The sequence below is a fragment of the Enterobacter cloacae complex sp. AR_0002 genome (genome assembly GCF_001922365.1).
GTDB lineage: Bacteria > Pseudomonadota > Gammaproteobacteria > Enterobacterales > Enterobacteriaceae > Enterobacter > Enterobacter hormaechei_C.
The window spans coordinates 2,631,496-2,650,576 of the sequence record NZ_CP018814.1; the positions used below are offsets into that span (position 1 = coordinate 2,631,496).

The window sequence follows — 19,081 nt, forward strand, 5'->3', positions numbered from 1 at the left end:
TTTTTATGATGCCCTGAACGTTACAACCGACAACCCGCCCCTGGCAAGCGGCCCCTTTTATTTTAGGACTCTCACCCAGTACACGCCGTTATCGTCGCGTTTCGCGCCATGAATATCCGTTTCAAAGCCGGGATAGTGGCGCCCCACCCAACAGAGCATCAGCAGGAAATCGAGCACCGCCCGGCTCTCCTCGGTGATCATTTCACCCGGCATCAGCAGCGGCACGCCTGGCGGATAAGGCAGGATCATGTTGGCCGATACCCGCCCGACCAGGTTCTCCAGCTCAACGGTTTCAACCTCCCCTTTCACCTGGCGCTGCCACGCCCTGTGCGGCGTCAGCTTCATTTCAGGCAGAACATCAAATGCTTGCAACATCAGGCGCGGCAGATCGTGCTGGCGGATCAGCCTGTGAATCCCCTGGGCCAGATCCTGAATACGCATATTGCGGTAGAAGTCAGGATCTTCCGCGTAGAGATCCGGCAGCATGTTCTTCACCCGCAGGTTCAGATCGTATGCGCGCTTAAACTCCATCAGTCCCCTGAGCAGCCCCATCGCGCGGGTTTTATCGATCCCGATGCTGAACAGGAACAGCAGATTATAGGGGCCGGTTTTCTCCACCACCACGCCGCGCTCATCAAGGAACTTCGCCACCAGCGCTGCCGGGATCCCTTCCTCACCCATCACACCCTGCTCATCCATGCCCGGCGTCAGGATTGTCACCTTAACCGGATCGAGGAACATGTGGTCCGCATCAGCATCCCGAAAACCGTGCCAGCTCTCCCCCGGCGCGACGGGCCAGCATTCTGCCTCATCAATCTCTTCCGGCTGCCAGATATCAAAGAACCAGCCGTCCGCTTCATCTTTAAGTCGCTGAACCTCTTTTCGGAAATGCAACGCCCGCTCCACCGAACGATTGATCAGGCGTTTACCCGGATTACCGCGCAGCATCGCCGCCGCCGTTTCGATGGACGCCACCAGCGGGTAGCTTGGCGACGTGGTCGTGTGCATCATGAAAGCTTCGTTGAAGGTGTCCTCGTCGTACTCACCCTTGATGTGAATGAGAGACGCCTGGGAAAACGCGGCCAGCATTTTGTGCGTCGACTGCGTTTCGAAGAACACCTTGCCCGGCACCCGCTCGCCGCTCATCCCACTTTTACCCGAGTAAATCGGGTGGAAATTAGTGTAAGGCACCCACGCGGAGTCAAAGTGAATCGACGGCACGTCCAGCGTCTGCTTGATCCAGTTCGTGTTGTAAAGCAGCCCGTCATAGGTGGAGTTGGTGATCACCGCATGCACAGGCCAGCTTGCCTCGGGGATAGCCGCGATCTTATTCTCAATGGCTTCATGCGCGAACTCACGGCGAGGAATGCCGCCGAGAATACCCAGCGCATTACGCGTAGGCGACAGCCAGAGCGGCACCACATCGCTCATCATCAGCAAATGCGCCAGTGATTTATGGCAGTTTCGGTCAATCAACAGCGTACTGCCGGCAGGCGCGGCATACATCCCGACGATTTTGTTCGAGGTTGAGGTACCGTTGGTCACCATGTAGCTTTGCTCGGCGCCAAAGGTCCGGGCGATGTATTCTTCAGCTTCCAGATGCGGGCCGGTATGATCCAGCAGAGAGCCTAACTCGGTGACCGAAATCGACACGTCCGCCTTCAGCGTGTTACCGCCGAAGAAATCGTAGAACAGGCATCCCACCGGGCTTTTTTGATAGGCCGTTCCCGCCATATGGCCTGGCGTACAGAAGGTGTACTTCCCTTCTTTCACATAGGTGAACAATGCGCGCGTAAACGGCGGTGTGATGTTATCGAGGTATTCACCGGTGTACTGCTGAATGCGGGTCGCAATGTCCTCGGCAACGCCGAGTGAGTATTCGAAGAACCACAGCGCCATACGCATATCGTGCGCACTCACGTCCATGGTCGAGTGAGTGTTGATAAACGCGTACAGCGGAAGATATTCGTTGAGCTTATTGATATCGCTGCACAACTCCATGTCGTATTCGTCCCAGTCGAATATCACGCCACAGATGCGCGGATTGTGTTCGATAAATTTCAGCAGGTCGGCGCTGTTTTGCGGCCAGATCAGCTGGTATCCGCGTGCTTTAAGGGCTTGCTCCAGCTCCTTGATGGGTTCGTCTTTATAAAAGACGCCGTGTGGCCCCATGATGGCAATGATGTTCATGGTTTACCTCCTTGAAAAACATCAGATAAGCATAGTTAAGGTAAACGGCAGGTATAAAAAAAGCCGCAACAATGTGCGGCTTTTAGGATAATTGTGAGGCTTACGCGTAACCGTAGGTCATCAGACGCTGATAACGACGGTTGAGCAGATCTTCTGTGCTCAGCACGTCCAGGTCCGCCAGGTCTGCCAGCAGCTGCGCTTTCAGGGAAGCAGCCATCACTTCCGGCTTACGATGCGCGCCACCCAGCGGTTCAGGGATAACGGTGTCGATCAGCTTCAGCTCTTTCAGACGTGGGGCAATGATGCCCATCGCTTCAGCAGCCAGCGGCGCTTTATCGGCACTTTTCCACAGGATGGAGGCACAGCCTTCCGGAGAGATAACGGAATAGGTACTGTACTGTAGCATATTCACTTTATCGCCCACGCCAATTGCCAGCGCACCGCCGGACCCACCTTCACCGATAACGGTACAGATAACCGGCACTTTCAGGCGAGACATCTCGCGCAGGTTGCGTGCGATGGCTTCAGACTGACCGCGCTCTTCAGCGCCAACACCCGGGTAAGCACCCGGCGTGTCGATGAAGGTGATGATAGGCATATTGAAACGCTCAGCCATCTCCATCAGACGCAGGGCCTTACGGTAGCCTTCTGGTGCTGGCATACCGAAGTTACGACGGATTTTCTCTTTGGTTTCACGGCCTTTCTGATGACCAATGATCATCACCGGACGTCCATCCAGACGCGCGATACCGCCGACGATAGCTTTATCGTCAGCGTATGCGCGGTCGCCTGCCAGTTCGTCAAATTCGTCAAACGCCAGGCGGACATAATCCAGGGTGTACGGACGCTGTGGATGTCGCGCCAGCTGGGCGATCTGCCATGCGCCGAGATCGGCAAAGATTTTGCGCGTCAGTTCTACGCTTTTTTCGCGCAGACGATGCACTTCTTCGTCGATGTTAATATCCAGTTTTTCATCCTGACGGCTCACGGCTGTCAGAGAATCGATTTTCGCTTCCAGCTCTGCAATCGGCTGTTCGAAATCAAGGAAATTCAGACTCATAGTATTCCTGTATTAGTCAAACTCCAGTTCCACCTGCTCCGAACCAATGAGGCCACGGAGATCGTTCAGTAAACGATCGCTCGGAGAGACACGCCACGTTGCACCAAAGCGCAACCGCGCGCGTGCATCCGCCCTCTGATAGTAGAGATGTACTGGAATGGTCCCCGAGCGGTGGGGTTCCAGAGACTGACGGAGTCGGTTTAAAAGCTGGTCATCAATTTGCCTGTCCGTCAGCGAGATAGCAAGCCCGCGAGCATATTTTTCCCGGGCTTCGTCAATGTCCATCACTTCGCGGGCGGTCATTTTAAGCCCCCCGCTGAAGTCATCAAAGCTGACCTGTCCGCTGACGATAAGTATGCGGTCTTTTTCCAGCAATTGCTGGTATTTATCCAGCGCGTCGGTGAACAACATCACCTCCAGACGCCCGGAACGGTCATCCAGGGTACAGATGCCGATACGATTGCCGCGCTTGGTGACCATTACCCTTGCAGCAATCACGAGCCCCGCAGCCGTGGTGATTTTACCACGTTCTGTCGGATGCATGTCTTTAAGCCTGTGGCCGCCGACATAGCGCTCAATTTCTTTAAGATACTGGTTGATCGGGTGCCCCGTCAGGTACAGACCTAACGTTTCCCGCTCTCCATCCAGCACTACCTGTTCTGGCCACGGCTGGCAGTTGGAATAGGACTGCTCGATCTGCTCTGGCTCTTCCGCCAGCACGCCGAACATATCCGCCTGGCCAATGGCTTCCGCTTTCGCATGCTGATCGGCCGCCTTCAGCGCATCGCCGAGCGAGTTCATCAGCGCGGCGCGGTGTGGCCCCAGACGGTCAAACGCGCCGGACATGATCAGTTTTTCCAGCACGCGGCGGTTCAGTTTTTTGGTATCGGTACGGGCGCACAGATCGAACAGCTCACGGAAGTAGCCGCCGTTGTTACGCGCTTCAATGATCGCCTCGATCGGACCCTCACCCACGCCCTTGATCGCGCCGATCCCATAGACGATTTCCCCGTCATCGTTAACGTGAAAATGATACAGGCCCGAGTTAATATCCGGCGGCAGGATCTTCAGCCCCATGCGCCAGCACTCGTCCACCAGGCCAACCACCTTCTCGGTGTTGTCCATATCGGCAGTCATTACCGCTGCCATAAACTCAGCGGGATAGTGAGCTTTCAGCCACAGCGTCTGATACGAAACCAAAGCATAGGCGGCGGAGTGAGATTTGTTAAATCCGTACCCGGCGAATTTCTCCACCAGGTCGAAGATTTTCATCGCCAGTTCGCCATCGATGCCGTTTTTCTTCGCTCCATCTTCAAAGATGGAGCGCTGCTTGGCCATCTCTTCAGGCTTTTTCTTACCCATCGCACGACGCAGCATGTCTGCGCCGCCAAGGGTATAACCCGAAAGTACCTGGGCGATCTGCATCACCTGTTCCTGATACAGGATGATGCCATAGGTTGGCTCCAGTACCGGTTTCAGGCTTTCATGCTGCCACTGAACGTCCGGGTAGGAAATTTCTTCGCGCCCGTGCTTACGGTCGATAAAGTTATCCACCATCCCCGACTGCAACGGCCCCGGACGGAACAGGGCCACCAGCGCGATCATATCTTCGAAGCAGTCGGGTTGCAGACGCTTAATCAAATCTTTCATGCCGCGGGATTCAAGCTGGAAGACGGCTGTCGTCTCCGAGCGTTGCAGCATGTCGAAACTTTTCTTGTCATCAAGCGGGATAGCCGCGATATCCAGCGGCGGTTCGCCGTTCTTCTCGCGACGGGCGTTGATCATCTCCAGCGCCCAGTTGATGATGGTCAGCGTACGCAGGCCGAGGAAGTCAAACTTCACCAGCCCGGCGTATTCCACGTCGTTCTTGTCGAACTGGGTGACCGGATGCTGGCCCGCTTCATCGCAGTACAGCGGCGCGAAGTCGGTGATTTTGGTCGGGGCGATAACCACGCCCCCCGCATGCTTACCGGCGTTACGCGTGACGCCTTCCAGCTTGCGCGCCATGTCGATCAGCGCTTTCACCTCTTCGTCGGCTTCGTAGATTTCCGGCAGCTGAGGTTCGGCTTCAAAGGCTTTCGCCAGGGTCATGCCCGGATCGGGCGGGACCAGCTTAGAGATACGATCGACAAAACCGTACGGGTGGCCCAGAACGCGGCCCACGTCGCGGATAACCGCTTTCGCCGCCATCGTCCCGAAGGTAATGATCTGTGAAACCGCATCACGACCGTACATATCGGCCACGTGCTCAATCACCTGGTCGCGTTTTTCCATGCAGAAGTCGACGTCAAAGTCGGGCATGGAGACACGTTCCGGGTTGAGGAAACGTTCGAACAGCAGGTCGAATTCCAGCGGATCGAGGTCGGTGATTTTCAGTGCGTACGCCACCAGCGAGCCGGCACCGGAACCACGGCCCGGGCCTACCGGCACGCCGTTATCCTTCGACCACTGGATGAACTCCATCACGATCAGGAAGTAGCCAGGGAACCCCATCTGGTTGATCACCTGGAGTTCAATATCCAGGCGCTCGTCATATTCAGGACGCTTCTCTTTACGGACCGCTTCATCCGGGAAAAGGAATTCCAGACGCTCTTCCAGACCCTCTTTCGATTTCATGACCAGGAAATCTTCGGTGGTCATGTCGCCCGTCGGGAACTGCGGCAGGAAGTATTCGCCGAGACGCACGGTGACGTTACAGCGCTTGGCAATCTCTACGCTGTTTTCCAGCGCTTCCGGGATGTCCGAGAAAAGCTCACACATCTCCTCTTCGCTGCGCATGTACTGCTGCGATGAGTAGTTGCGCGGGCGTTTCGGATCGTCGAGGGTGAAGCCGTCGTGGATAGCGACGCGAATTTCATGCGCGTCAAAATCGCCCGCCTCAAGGAAGCGCACATCGTTGGTGGCCACTACAGGCAGGCCACGCGCTTCCGCCAGGGCGACGGCCGCATGCAGATAGCTCTCTTCGTCCGCACGCCCGGTACGGATCAGCTCCAGGTAATAGCGATCCGGGAAATACTCTTCGTAGAACGAGACGCACTGATCCACCAGCGCGTTGTTACCGCGCAGCAGACATTTGCCGACATCCCCCATACGACCACCGGAGATCAGCAGCAAACCTTCGTTCAGCTCTGCCAGCCAGTCGCGGTCAATCCATGGGCCCAGTGCGCCGTAGCCGCGCTGGTAGGCTTTTGAGATCAGCAGAGTGAGGTTCTGATAGCCCGTGTTATTCATGGCTAACACGGAAATTTGCGTCATCTCATCGACGAGCAGGTCGCTCTGCACATGAAAATCCGCACCGACGATGGGCTTTAATCCTGCGCCATGCGCCGTTCCGTAGAACTTCACCAGGCCACACAGGTTGGTAAAATCGGTGATCGCCAGCGCAGGCATGCCAAGCGAGGCCGCCTTTTTTACCAGCGGCCCGGTCTTTGCCAGCCCATCGATCATGGAGTAGTCGCTATGCACCCGCAGGTGTACGAAACGTGGTTCAGCCATCTTCAAATCCCGCGTTACTTAATTGCTTGCGTCTTGATTCAGGACACCAGTCCCAGCGCGCGTTTCACCGGGCCAAAGCTGCGCCGATGATGTTCAGTTGCGCCATGTTCAGCCAGCTTTTCCAGATGGAAAGCCGTTGGATATCCCTTGTGTTGGGCGAAACCATACGCGGGATAAGTGAGGTCCAGCGCGGCCATTTCAGCATCGCGCGTCACTTTGGCAATGATTGACGCCGCACTGATTTCTGCGACGCGGCTATCGCCTTTAACAACAGCCATGGAAGGCATCGGCAGCGCCGGGCAACGGTTACCGTCGATCAGTACATACTCAGGCACAATCTTCAGGCCCGCAACGGCACGCTGCATCGCCAGCATGGTAGCGTGCAGAATGTTTAGATCGTCAATCTCATGCGGTTCTGCGCGCCCGAGACTCCAGGCCAGCGCTTTCTCTTTAATTTCATCGAACAGCGCTAAACGACGCTTTTCGCTCAGTTTTTTCGAGTCGTTCAGGCCAACGATCGGGCGTGCTGGATCGAGGATCACCGCCGCGGTCACAACGGCACCCACTAACGGGCCACGACCGACTTCATCCACACCGGCAACGAGGTGGGTATGGGGATAAATAAATTCCATCATTGTGCTAACTCCAGCACCGCATCGGCCGCCTGCTCATCAGCATTACAGCGGATCAGTTGATGCAGTTCACGGAAGGTATCATGCATCTGGTGGCTGGTTTTACCGTTGGCCAGCAGCGGCAGCAGCGCATCTGCCAGCGCCTGCGGCTGACATTCATCCTGCAAGAGCTCTTTCACCAGCTCGCGACCCGCAAGCAGGTTTGGCAGAGATACGTAATCTGTTTTTACCAGACGTTTTGCCAGCCAGAAGGTAAACGGCTTCATGCGATAACCGACCACCATTGGGCATTTTGCCAGCATACACTCCAGCGCAGCCGTGCCGGAAGCCAGCAGTGCGGCATCGCTCGCAAACATGGCTTGCCGCCCTTTTCCGTCCAGCAAGCGGACGTGAAGATCCGGGGCGACGTCGGCTTTGATACGCTCAAACTGCTCCCGGCGTTTGGCATTCACCAGCGGCACGACCACTTCAAGATCGGGGTAAGTCTTGCGAAGAATTTGCGCCGTTTTCAGGAAATCGGCACTGAGCATTTCAACTTCCGCACCCCGGCTTCCTGGCAGCAGCGCCAGACAATGCACATCATGCGGGATGCCCAGTTCGTCACGCGCCGCGTTTTTATCCGGATCCAGTGGCATGGCATCCGCCATGGTATGACCGATAAAACGGCACGGGACATTAAATCTGTCGTAAAACGCTTTTTCGAAAGGCAGAAAAGCCAGCACCAGATTGGTGGACCGTCCGATTTTGAAAACGCGTTTCTGTCGCCACGCCCACACGGATGGGCTGACGTAATGGATCGTTTTGATCCCCTGCTTTTTCAGGTTCCCTTCAAGGGTAATATTGAAATCAGGCGCATCAATGCCGACAAATACATCGGGCTTGAGGTCGGTAAAGCGGCGGGTAAGGTCGGCGCGGATATGCAGCAGGCGACGCAAGCGGCCCAGCACCTCGACGATGCCCATCACAGCCAGCTCTTCCATTTCATACCAGGCTTCGCAGCCTTCGGCCTGCATTAGCGGCCCAGCCACGCCCACAAAGCGGGCATTGGGTACACGGGCTTTAAGCGCGCGGATAAGACCTGCACCAAGAATATCGCCGGAGGTTTCTCCGGCGACCAGGGCGATGGTAAGCGGACGACTGTCGACCATTAACGAATCAGACCACGGGTTGAACGTTCAAAGAATTCCATGAACGTTTTCACTTCAGGGTGCTTATTCGCCAGCTCGGCAATTTCCGGCTTAGCCTCTTCCAGCGTTTTACCGCTACGGTACAGCAATTTGTACGCGTTGCGGATCGCGGTAATCGCTTCGCGGCTGAAGCCACGACGCTTGAGACCTTCAATGTTCACGCCAAACGGCGTGGCATGGTTGCCCTGCGCAATCACAAACGGTGGGACGTCCTGCGCCACACCGGAGCATCCGCCGACCATCACGTGTGCACCAATGATGCAGAACTGATGGACTGCGGTCATGCCGCCAATAATGGCGAAATCATCGACCGATACGTGTCCCGCCAGCGTTGCGTTGTTGGCGAGAATACAGCGGCTCCCCACGGTACAGTCGTGCGCAATGTGCGCATTAACCATAAACAGGTTGTCGCTGCCCACCTTCGTCAATCCACCGCCTTGCGTTGTACCACGATGAATGGTGACGCTTTCGCGAATGCGGTTACGATCGCCGATTTCCACGCGGGTCGGTTCGCCAGCATACTTGAGATCCTGGTTAACTTCGCCGATGGAGGCGAACTGATAGATCTCATTGTTGCAGCCAATGGTGGTATGACCATTCACGACAACGTGAGATTTCAGTACTGTACCCTCACCAATTTCGACATGGGGTCCAACAATACAAAACGGGCCGATGTGGACATTGGCACCAATGATGGCACCCGTTTCCACAATGGCGGTAGGATGAATAAAGGCGGATTTATCAATCACGTATCAGGCCTCCCGGCTACGCGCACACATCATTGTCGCTTCGCAAACAACTTTGCCGTCAACCATAGCTACGCCTTTGAAGCGAGTCAGGCCGCGACGCGTTTTTTCAAAAGTGACTTCCATGATCATTTGATCACCAGGCACGACCGGACGCTTGAAGCGCGCTTCATCGATACCCGCGAAGTAATAGAGTTCACCCGGTTCCAGTTTACCTACGCTTTTAAACGCCAGAATACCGGTAGCCTGTGCCATCGCTTCCAGGATCAATACCCCCGGGAAGATAGGCTTACCAGGGAAGTGCCCCTGGAAGAACGGCTCGTTAACGGAGACATTTTTCACTGCGCGCAGAAAACGACCTTCTTCAAAATCCAGCACACGGTCTACCAGTAAAAACGGATAGCGGTGCGGCAGAAGTTCTAAAATCTCTTCAATATGCAGAGTATGAGTGTCAGTAGTCAAAATACTCTTCCTGTCAAATGTACTAAGTAGCAATAATAACACGGCCTGCCGGTTTATAAACAAAGCCGACAGGCCGGGAAATTTAGCGTTAAACGGATGAACGCTTAGTCTTGTTGATCGATTTTGCGCTCAATCGCTTTGAGTCGCTTGCTCATATCATCAATATTCATCACCAGTGCAGCTGTTTTACGCCAGACCTTGTTCGGTTGCAGCGGAATACCGGAGGAATAAACGCCAGGCTCAGTGATTGGACGCATCACCATGCCCATCCCCGTCACCGTGACTTTGTCGCATATTTCCATATGGCCATTGATCACGCTGGCACCGCCAATCATGCAGTAACGGCCAATTTTCAGGCTGCCTGCCATGATAACACCACCCGCCACTGCGGTATTGTCGCCAATCACAACGTTATGTGCAATCTGGCACTGGTTGTCTATGATAACACCGTTACCAATAATGGTGTCGTCAAGCGCACCGCGGTCGATGGTGGTGCAAGCGCCGATCTCCACACGATCGCCGATAATCACGCGACCCAGCTGAGGGATCTTAACCCAGTTACCCCGATCGTTAGCGTAACCAAATCCGTCAGAACCAATCACCGTGCTGGACTGTACGAGACAATTCTCGCCAACCTCAACCTCATGGTAGACAGAGACATTGGCCCACAGACGAGTCCCTGCGCCAATTTTCGTATTTTTTCCAACAAAGCAGCCTGGGCCAATCACCACGTTATCACCCAGCACGACGCCGGATTCGATAACGGCGTTTGCGCCGACTGATACGTTGTTACCCAGCTGAGCCGTCGGATCAATCGCAGCACTGGCTGCAATGTTCTGTGCCGGCTGCGGCGTGGTATCAAGAATTTGGGCCATGCGCGCATAGGTCAGGTAGGGATTTTTCACTACCAGTGCAGCGCTAGTGGCAAACGGAAGATCGTCCTGCGTCAGAACAACGGCAGACGCCTGGCACTGGGCCAGGTGTTCACGGTACTTAGGGCTTACCATGAAGGTAATAGTGCCTGCTTTAGCAGATTGCATGGACGCAACAGCGGTGATGACGATATCGCCATCACCGTGTAATTCTGCATCCAACTGCTGAGCTAAATCAGCCAGTCGAATTGAAGGCATTACTTATTTAACCTGTTTCAGAACATCAGCTGTGATGTCTTTAACATCGCTGCTGTTGAATGCAACGGCGTTCGAATCAACAACCAGATCGATGCTCTGATCGGCTGCGACTGCTTTAACGGCAGACTGAATACGCGTCACCAGTTTGCCACGCTCTTCGTTAGAACGACGCTGACGATCCTGCTCGAAAGCCTGTGCTTTCTGAGAGAAGGTCTGGCGCTGAGACATGACGTCTTTTTCCAGTTTGCTGCGCTCGCTCGCTTTCATGGTAGAACCATCACGCTGAAGACGCTGCATCTTGGACTGAAGATCACCTTCCATACGTTGCAGTTCGCTCGCACGGCCTTTGAATTCGTTTTCCAGCGTTGCAGAAACACCGGTTTTCTGTGCAACCTGCTGGAACAAATTACCCATGTTGACGATTGCAATTTTATCCGCTGCCTGAGCAGAAGTTGCCATCGCTAAACCGAGACCTGCAGCTAATAACCACTTTTTCACAATTAACTCCTTACCATCCCATTGGCACCCGAGGGGTACCGTTCTTTGCGTGGCAAGGCGATCGTTTTACCGATCGCCGGTTGTCAGCGCTACACTGCCAACGCATTCCATTGCAGCGGATTATTACCAGGTTTTACCAATGTTAAACTGGAACTGCTCCGCTTTGTCTCCATCGTATTTCTTAAACGGCTGGGCGTAAGAGAAGACCAACGGCCCCAGCGGTGACATCCATTGTAATGCGATACCTGCGGACATGCGAATGTTGCTCGGATCGCTGTAGTCCGGGACCCCCGCCGCACGCATCTGGGCGGTGTTCTCCCAGTTGGTGTCCCACACTGTACCTGCATCCATAAAGAAGGAGGTGCGGACAGAGTTTGCGTACTTGTCGCTGATAAACGGCGTAGGCGTGATGAACTCGAGGCTCGCCACGGCCATAGCGTTACCACCTACTGCGTCATCAGAGCTACATACTTGCTTAGGATCACGGCTTGCGCAGTTATCTTCGTCATTACCGCCGTAATAAACCGCTTTCGGACCAATGTTATTGGACTGGAAGCCACGCACGGTGCTTGAACCACCGGCGTAGAAGTTTTCATAGAACGGCAGTTCTTTGCTTCCAATACCGTCACCATAACCCCAACGGGTACGACCCAGAACAACCCACTTGTGATCTTCATCAATTGGGAAGTAGGACGCCGTATCCAGCGTGACCTTGTAGAACTCGTTATCCGAGCCCGGGATAGTCACTTTACCGTTCAGGTTGACACGTGAACCTTCCGTCGGGAAGTAGCCACGGTCAAGACGGTTGTAGGTCCAACCGTAGTTGAAGGTGAAGTCATCCGCGGCGAAACCGTTGTCATCGCTGGACGTACTCGCCGACTGACCGATGGAGTCCAGGTAACGCCACATCGCCACCTGCGGTTGCATGTTGGACAGGTCGTTATGCACGTACCCTAAACCTGCGCGCAGGGTGTTGTATTCGTTAACCGGGAAGCCGAGCGTACCATCCAGACCGTAACTCTTGTTGGTATACGAGGAGAGGTCCGCGTCATCCGCTTTAAAGTCGTTATAGAAGATACGACCGCCCAGGCTTACACCGTCAACGGTGAAGTATGGGTTGGTAACAGAGAACTCAGAGTAGGTCTGGTAGTCGTTTTTCGTCCCGTTGATACCGACAGAGTAGCCCGTACCCAGCCAGTTATCCTGCTGAACACCGACCTGGAAGCTCACGCCACTTTCAGTACCGTAACCAATACCGAAGTTGAAGCTACCGGTATTACGTTCTTTAACTTTATAAACAACATCAACCTGATCCGGACGACCTGGTACACGCTGAGTATCGGTATCGACCGTTTCGAAATAGCCCAGACGGTTCAGACGCTCTTTACCCTGGTCTACCAGATCGCTTCCCAGCCATGCCCCTTCCATCTGGCGCATTTCACGGCGCAGAACGGAGTCTTTAGAGGTATCGTTACCTTCGAAGCGGATCTTACGCACATAGAAACGGTTGCCCGCATCAACGTTAACGTGCAGCTTAACGGTTTTATCCGTGTCGTTAATTTCCGGCTGCGTTTGCACACGCGGATACGCATAACCATAACGGCCGAGCAGCTTCTTAATGCTGTCTTCCATTTTGGTGACTTTAGATCCGCTGTACAGATCGCCCGGCTGAATTTTGGTCAGAGATTCAATTTCAGCTGAATGTCCTGCCAGGTTGCCGCTGACTTCAACACCTGAAAGCGTGTACTTATCGCCTTCAGTGATGTTAACGGTAATGTAGATACCTTTCTTGTCCGGAGTCAGACTCACCTGAGTTGAATCGATGTTGAAACGGGCGTAACCGCGATCCAGATAGTAGCTGCGCAGGGTTTCAAGGTCACCCGCCAGTTTCTGTTTCTGGTATTTACGATCGCCCACCACGTTCCACCACGGCACTTCGTCACGCAGCTGGAAGTTGGAGATCAGTTCGTCGGTGCTGAACGCGTGGTTACCCACGATGTTGATCTGCTGGATCTTCGCAGAAACACCTTCCTGGAAGACCAGTTTCAGGTCGACACGGTTACGTGGCAGCGGTGTAACAACCGCTTTAACGCTCGCGCTGTATTTACCGACGCTGTAATAGAAATCTTCCAGACCTTTTTCAATGTCTGCAAGGGTTGTGCGGTCCAGAGATTCCCCCACACGAACACCCGATGCCTCAAGGTTCTGCTTGAGCATGTCATCTTTCACCGACTTGTTGCCGGAGAAAGTGATGCTGGCAATCGTTGGACGTTCTTTTACCTGAACCACCAGCGTATCACCATCGCGCAGGACGCGGACGTCCTCAAAGTTGCCAGTGGCAAACAGAGCACGGATGGTGTTACTGATATCTTCATCATTAACCGTATCGCCGGGGCGCACAGGCATACTGAGGAGGGCCGCACCAACGGCGACACGCTGAAGGCCTTCGAAATGAATATCTTTCACTACGAACCCGTCAGCACCGTATACGGTCGCGCTGCTAAACAGCAGCGACGCTATGAGCAACTTTTTCATCGCCATCGTTATTATGCGTTCTTCCTAACTAACTCTCTTACAACCGAGAGAAATCATTGAAAAGTGCAAGCCCCATTAACAGCACCAGCAAAATCGAGCCAATGCGATAACTAAAGTCTTGAACTCGCTCGGATACCGGTCCGCCTTTTAGCTTTTCAATCGCTAAAAACAGCAAATGGCCCCCATCTAGTACGGGAAGCGGGAACAGGTTGATTATCCCCAGGTTCACGCTAATCAGCGCAAGGAACATGAGATAGTAAATCACCCCGAACTCCGCTGACATCCCAGCCCCCTGAGCAATCGAAATTGGCCCACTGAGGTTGTTCAGTTTCACATCACCGGTTATCAATTTCCCCAACATGTTGACCGTAAGCTTCATCAGCTGCCATGTTTTATCCGTGGCCTCAACGATGGCGCTAAACGGCCCATACTGGCGTATTGTCTTATACTCATCTGGCAGTGGGATCACTTTCGGCACAACGCCGGCAAACCCTTCCGCCTTACCGCCGCCCGATTTGGTATCCGGGGTGAGAGTCAGTGAGAGCGAACTCCCCTGCCTTTCCACTTCCAGCGCGAGCGGCTTGCCTGGATTATCGCGCACCAGAGTAACAAAGGTCATCCATTGTGTTAATGGCTGACCATCGACTTTAACGATCCTGTCACCCGCTTGTAAACCTGCTTTACTCGCTGCCGATTTGGCCTGTACTTCGGCTAATACCGGCTCGATCTGCGCGCCGCGCGGTCGAATCCCGAGTGCGGCGACAGGGTCCTCTTTGTCTGGCTCAAAGCGCCAGTGGCGTAAATCCAGCACTTTTTCCTGCCGCTGGTCGGAACCAAATGGCGATACGCTGACGGTTGTCTGCTCATCACCGATTTTGGCAACCAGTTGTAACCTCACGGCATCCCAATCAGGGGTTTCGATACCATCAATCGCTTTAAGTTCCATTCCCGGTGTAATTTGCGCCGTTGCCGCAATAGAACCCGTGGTGATTTCGCCCACGACCGGGCGCACGCCAGGCACGCCGATGATAAACACCAGCCAGTAGGCGAAGATAGCGAAGATGAAATTGGCTACCGGGCCGGCAGCGATGATGGCAGCACGTTGTCCAACAGTTTTATTGTTAAACGCGCGATGGCGAAGTTCCGGGGCGACAGGCTCAACGCGTTCGTCGAGCATTTTGACATAGCCGCCCAGGGGAATCAGAGCAATGACAAACTCGGTGCCATGCTTATCGGTACGCTTCCAGAGCGATTTGCCAAAGCCAATCGAGAATCGCTCCACCCGCACACCACAGCGCCGGGCAACCCAGAAATGGCCAAATTCATGCACGGTAATCAGTACACCCAGTGCAACAATGAACGCCGCCAGATTCCAGAGAATGCTCAGCATAAAACCTTCCGTTATATCGTCCCAAACACCAGTAAAAGCAGGCAAGCAAATACAGGAACAGCCGCGGTAAGGCTGTCAATGCGATCCAGTATTCCGCCATGTCCTGGAATCAGGTGACCACTGTCCTTAATCCCTGCTTCACGCTTAAACATACTCTCGGTTAAATCACCCAGCACCGATGCCAGCGCCGCGAAAATCGAACATACCAGCAGCGTGGAGGGGGCAACCTCAAGATTCGCCCAGACGCCATAGCCCCAGGAGATAATCGCTGCCGTAAACAGGCCGCCAATGAAGCCTTGCCAGGTTTTGCCCGGAGAAACCTTTGGCGCCAGTTTATGTTTGCCGAACAGTTTACCAAACATATAGGCCCCGGAGTCAGCCCCCCAGACGAGAATCATCACATAAAGCAGCCATATCGCGCCGCTGTAGTGGTTTTCGTCATAGTGCCAGGCGCGCAGCGCAACCATCCCCCAGAAAAAGGGAACAATCGTGAGCAGACCAAAAATAAGGCGCAACACTTTAGAGTTACGCCAGATCGTCGCAGAGCCTGGATAGAAAAGCACTAAAACAAGCGCAGCAATCCACCAGGCCAGCGATATCCATAAGGATCCGGCAACCAGCGGCTGGTGAACATCGTGATGATATTCAGGCAAGGTATACAGCATCAGGGCCAGTAAAAAACCACAGAGTACCGCCAGCCATACCCGCTGAGTGCGCGAGGTAAAGCCGCTAAGCTGCCCCCATTCCCACGCGGCGAGCATACACACCACCAGCGTAACAATAGCGAATCCCACCGGAGGCAGTAAAAACAGCGCTGCGATGACGACGGGTATTAATACAAAAGCGGAAATCAGGCGATACTTCAGCAAAAGCTACCCCCATCAGGCGTTATCGCCACCAGGCTCGGTGCCGCCGAAACGACGCTCTCGATTGGCAAAGGCATGCAGCGCACCTTCAAAGTCTTGTTCATCAAAATCTGGCCAAAGAACATCCGTAAAGTAAAGTTCGGCGTAGGCAATTTGCCACAGCAAAAAGTTACTAATGCGATGCTCCCCCCCTGTCCTTATAACCAAATCCACGGGTGCCAGTTCATTCATGCAGATTTGCTGACTCAGCGCCTCTTCATCAATCTGGTCGGGTCTTAACAGCCCTTCCTGAACCTGCTCAGCCAGATGCCGAACCCCCTGGATAATATCCCAGCGTCCGCCGTAATTCGCCGCGATATTGAGCGTCAGGCCGGTATTATTTTCCGTCAGCGCTTCTGCTTTGCGAATCCGTTCCTGCAAACGTGAGTTAAAACGACTGGTTTCGCCAATAATACGCAAGCGGACGTTGTGGCGGTGCAGGCTTTTTACTTCGCTATCGAGCGCCCACACGAACAGTTCCATCAACGCAGTCACTTCCTGCGCAGGTCGATTCCAGTTCTCACTGCTAAAAGCATAGAGCGTTAACGCATCAATGCCGTTATTGGCGGCAAAAGAAACGGCGCGGCGAACAGATTTCGCCCCAGCTTTATGCCCAAAGGCTCGTATCTTCCCTTGTCTTTTCGCCCAGCGGCCATTGCCATCCATGATGATTGCAACATGGCGACAGCCATGTGCTGGCAAGTTTTCGCTTATTGGTTGATTCGCAGACAACATAACGCGTTTTTAGTCCCTGAAAGGATTTAACGGTACACAGGAATACTGAAGCCTATACATAAAAAAGCCGTGTCAAACCACGGCTTACCTGACCACTTAAAGCCAAATACCTGCGATCAGGTGGCGCAGACTATATCACTGAAGCCCAACGCTAACAAATAGCACGACGACTAGTGCTTGCTTTATCACCAGCTTGCGAGACGTGTCACCTGTTTACGCGCAACAATGCGTGCCTGTTCATCCACGGCCAGCACCTCTTCCACGCTCTGCGGCTCACGCAAATCCATCATCTCCAGCACGGATAAATTCAACGCGGCGATATCAGTAAAGCGGATCTGCTGGTTCAGGAATGCTTCAACGGTCACTTCATTGGCTGCATTAAGCGCCGTTGTCGCCGCCTGCCCCTGATCGAAGGCCGTCATCGCCAGTTTCAGACAGGGATAACGGTCGTAATCAGGCTCGCTAAACGTCAGTGAACTCAGCTTGCAAAAATCGAGAGCCTTAACGCCCGATTTTACGCGGTTTGGCCACGCCATTGTATGAGCAATTGGCGTACGCATATCCGGTTCGCCCAGCTGGGCCAGCACGCTGCCGTCCTGATAGCGCACCATCGAGTGAATCACCGACTGCGGGTGGATCAGCACTTCCATCTGTTTCGCCGACGCATTGAACAGCCAGCGAGCTTCAATGTATTCCAGACCTTTGTTCATCATGGTGGCCGAATCGACGGAGATCTTACGCCCCATTGACCAGTTCGGATGACGACATGCCTGATCCGGCGTCATTGCGCTCAATTCAGACAGTGGCGTTTCACGGAACGGGCCACCAGACCCGGTAAGCAGAATCGACACAACGCCATTCTGCTCCAGGTCAGCGTACCCCAGGTTTTGTTGAAAAGGTTGGGGTAAACTCTGAAAAATGGCGTTGTGCTCGCTATCGACCGGCAAAAGACGTGCCCCACGCTGTTTTACCGCGTCCATAAAGAGGCGTCCGCAGGTGACCAGCGACTCTTTGTTCGCAAGCAGGACATCTTTTCCCGCATCGATCGCGGCAAGCGTCGGCAGAAGACCCGCCGCCCCGACGATTGCCGCCATAACCTGATCAACTTCATCAAGCGCGGCCATATCGCACGCCGCCTGTTGCCCGCTGAGCACCTCGGTACGGCAGCCCTTCTCCTGCAACAGCGCTTTTACCTGGCGGGCGCTCTCTTCATCATCCATCACCGCAAAACGGGGGGTAAACTCCAGGCACTGTTCGACCATTCGCTGCACGTTTTTTCCGGCCACAAGCGCGGCTACGGTGTAGCTGTCAGGATTATGACGTACAACGTCGAGAGTGCTGCAACCGATAGAGCCGGTCGAGCCGAGGAGAGTGAGATGCTTCATGAGATGCCCAAAAGTTAGATCAGATAAAAGCAAAACGCCGCCAGCAAGACTCAATGTCCTTCTGAACGGCGTTTATCAGTGTACAGCGAAAATCAGAACTGCATCAGTTCCGCTTCTTTTTCTGCCAGCGCCGCATCAATTTTCTTGATCGCCGCGTCGGTCATTTTCTGAATGTCGTCCTGAGAACGACGATCGTCGTCTTCGCTGATCTCTTTTTCTTTCAGCAGGGCTTTCACTTTATCGTTCGCATCGCGACGCACGTTACGTACGGAAACACGACCCTGCTCAGCTTCACCACGAACTACTTTGATCAGGTCTTTACGACGCTCTTCCGTCAGCGGAGGCAGTGGAACGCGAATATCCGCGCCGGCTGAGCTTGGGTTCAGACCCAGGTCAGATGCCATGATCGCTTTTTCAACGGCCGGGCTCATTGAGCGATCGAACACGTTGATTTTCAGGGTACGGGTATCTTCTACCGTCACGCTCGCCAGCTGACGCAGTGGCGTAGGCGTACCGTAGTATTCTACGATGATGCCATCCAGCAGGCTTGGGGAAGCTCGGCCAGTACGGATTTTGCTGATTTGGTTTTTGAACGCTTCTACGCATTTGTCCATGCGTACTTCAGCATCTTTTCTGATGTCGTTAATCACGTTACGGATCCTTGAAAACTTGTCTCAGGCAGACTATCCGCCAGCACAGCGCTACAGGTGTGCTAAGTATAGTCGCGTTTA

The 19,081-nt window shown here is 54.1% G+C and carries 15 protein-coding genes; all 15 read right to left on the reverse strand.

The window, feature by feature from the left end:
- Nucleotides 1-57 precede the first annotated feature (57 nt).
- The 15 genes from AM329_RS13035 to frr all read right to left on the reverse strand — a co-directional run bounded on the left by AM329_RS13035 (nt 58) and on the right by frr (nt 19,000).
- The gene (locus tag AM329_RS13035; RefSeq protein ID WP_032608550.1) at nt 58-2,190 is read right to left on the reverse strand and encodes a lysine decarboxylase LdcC; all 2,133 of its coding nucleotides are present in this window, start codon (nt 2,188-2,190) and stop codon (nt 58-60) included.
- Nucleotides 2,191-2,290: 100 nt separating this feature from the next.
- Entirely contained in the window at nt 2,291-3,250 is a 960-nt protein-coding gene (gene accA, locus AM329_RS13040; RefSeq protein WP_003856154.1) for an acetyl-CoA carboxylase carboxyl transferase subunit alpha, read from the reverse strand.
- A 12-nt stretch (nt 3,251-3,262) separates the two neighbouring features.
- The gene (gene dnaE / locus AM329_RS13045) at nt 3,263-6,745 is read right to left on the reverse strand and encodes a DNA polymerase III subunit alpha (protein ID WP_032608549.1); all 3,483 of its coding nucleotides are present in this window, start codon (nt 6,743-6,745) and stop codon (nt 3,263-3,265) included.
- Nucleotides 6,746-6,783: 38 nt separating this feature from the next.
- On the reverse strand, nt 6,784-7,380 hold the full coding sequence (gene rnhB, locus AM329_RS13050; protein ID WP_003856158.1) for a ribonuclease HII: 597 nt from the start codon (nt 7,378-7,380) through the stop codon (nt 6,784-6,786).
- Entirely contained in the window at nt 7,377-8,525 is a 1,149-nt protein-coding gene (lpxB, locus tag AM329_RS13055) for a lipid-A-disaccharide synthase (protein ID WP_003856161.1), read from the reverse strand. Before lpxB ends, rnhB begins: the two co-directional genes overlap by 4 nt.
- Nucleotides 8,525-9,313 carry an acyl-ACP--UDP-N-acetylglucosamine O-acyltransferase gene (gene lpxA / locus AM329_RS13060; protein WP_003856164.1) on the reverse strand — a complete coding sequence of 263 codons (789 nt, stop codon included), beginning with the start codon at nt 9,311-9,313 and terminating at the stop codon, nt 8,525-8,527. The genes lpxB and lpxA overlap by 1 nt, the downstream gene beginning before the upstream one ends.
- A gap of 3 nt (nt 9,314-9,316) precedes the next feature.
- Nucleotides 9,317-9,772 carry a 3-hydroxyacyl-ACP dehydratase FabZ gene (gene fabZ / locus AM329_RS13065; protein ID WP_003856165.1) on the reverse strand — a complete coding sequence of 152 codons (456 nt, stop codon included), beginning with the start codon at nt 9,770-9,772 and terminating at the stop codon, nt 9,317-9,319.
- Between the two features lie 104 nt (nt 9,773-9,876).
- Complete coding sequence (gene lpxD, locus AM329_RS13070; protein ID WP_032608546.1) at nt 9,877-10,902, reverse strand: UDP-3-O-(3-hydroxymyristoyl)glucosamine N-acyltransferase; 1,026 nt, start codon at nt 10,900-10,902, stop codon at nt 9,877-9,879.
- Nucleotides 10,903-10,905: 3 nt separating this feature from the next.
- Nucleotides 10,906-11,400: a molecular chaperone Skp gene (gene skp, locus AM329_RS13075; RefSeq protein ID WP_003856169.1), complete on the reverse strand. Its 495-nt coding sequence runs from the start codon at nt 11,398-11,400 to the stop codon at nt 10,906-10,908.
- A 123-nt stretch (nt 11,401-11,523) separates the two neighbouring features.
- Entirely contained in the window at nt 11,524-13,941 is a 2,418-nt protein-coding gene (bamA, locus tag AM329_RS13080) for an outer membrane protein assembly factor BamA (RefSeq protein ID WP_003856172.1), read from the reverse strand.
- Between the two features lie 31 nt (nt 13,942-13,972).
- Entirely contained in the window at nt 13,973-15,325 is a 1,353-nt protein-coding gene (rseP, locus tag AM329_RS13085) for a sigma E protease regulator RseP (RefSeq protein WP_003856174.1), read from the reverse strand.
- Nucleotides 15,326-15,336: 11 nt separating this feature from the next.
- Nucleotides 15,337-16,194, reverse strand: a complete 858-nt coding sequence (gene cdsA, locus AM329_RS13090; protein ID WP_032608545.1) for a phosphatidate cytidylyltransferase — start codon at nt 16,192-16,194, stop codon at nt 15,337-15,339.
- Between the two features lie 12 nt (nt 16,195-16,206).
- Nucleotides 16,207-16,965 carry a (2E,6E)-farnesyl-diphosphate-specific ditrans,polycis-undecaprenyl-diphosphate synthase gene (gene ispU, locus AM329_RS13095; RefSeq protein WP_003856176.1) on the reverse strand — a complete coding sequence of 253 codons (759 nt, stop codon included), beginning with the start codon at nt 16,963-16,965 and terminating at the stop codon, nt 16,207-16,209.
- 185 nt (nt 16,966-17,150) lie between these two features.
- Nucleotides 17,151-18,350 (reverse strand): 1-deoxy-D-xylulose-5-phosphate reductoisomerase, encoded by a 1,200-nt coding sequence (gene ispC, locus AM329_RS13100; protein WP_032608544.1) that lies wholly within the window; start codon nt 18,348-18,350, stop codon nt 17,151-17,153.
- Between the two features lie 92 nt (nt 18,351-18,442).
- Nucleotides 18,443-19,000: a ribosome recycling factor gene (gene frr / locus AM329_RS13105; RefSeq protein ID WP_003856180.1), complete on the reverse strand. Its 558-nt coding sequence runs from the start codon at nt 18,998-19,000 to the stop codon at nt 18,443-18,445.
- Between the last annotated feature and the right edge of the window lie 81 nt (nt 19,001-19,081).